Annotated in this window: 1 pseudogene; it reads right to left on the reverse strand. The window is 63.0% G+C overall.

Annotation, left to right across the window (positions count from 1 at the left end):
- Positions 1–145 (reverse strand): annotated as a pseudogene (locus KVT32_RS32420) (response regulator); the annotation flags it as partial.
- Positions 146–257 lie beyond the last annotated feature (112 nt).

The following is a 257-nucleotide window of genomic DNA, read 5'->3' on the forward strand; positions in this document are numbered from 1 at the left end:
CGATCACGTCGTAGTCGTTTTCCGAAGCCAGTGCCAGTCCTGCGTAACCGTTGCGGGCGGAATCGAGCACATGGCCTTTCGGCTCCAGGAAGCCATACAGGTTGGCGAGGATATCGGGGTGGTCTTCGACGATGAGGATGCGCATGGGCTTATTGTACGGCTTGCGTCCGCAGGCTGCCGAGCCGCCCCTCGTCCGCATCCCGGACTTCGTAGGGTGGGCTCTCGAGCCGACGCGGTCTTACCGGCCGAACATCCGC

This window comes from Achromobacter sp. GbtcB20 (genome assembly GCF_019091095.1).
GTDB lineage: Bacteria > Pseudomonadota > Gammaproteobacteria > Burkholderiales > Burkholderiaceae_B > Achromobacter > Achromobacter mucicolens.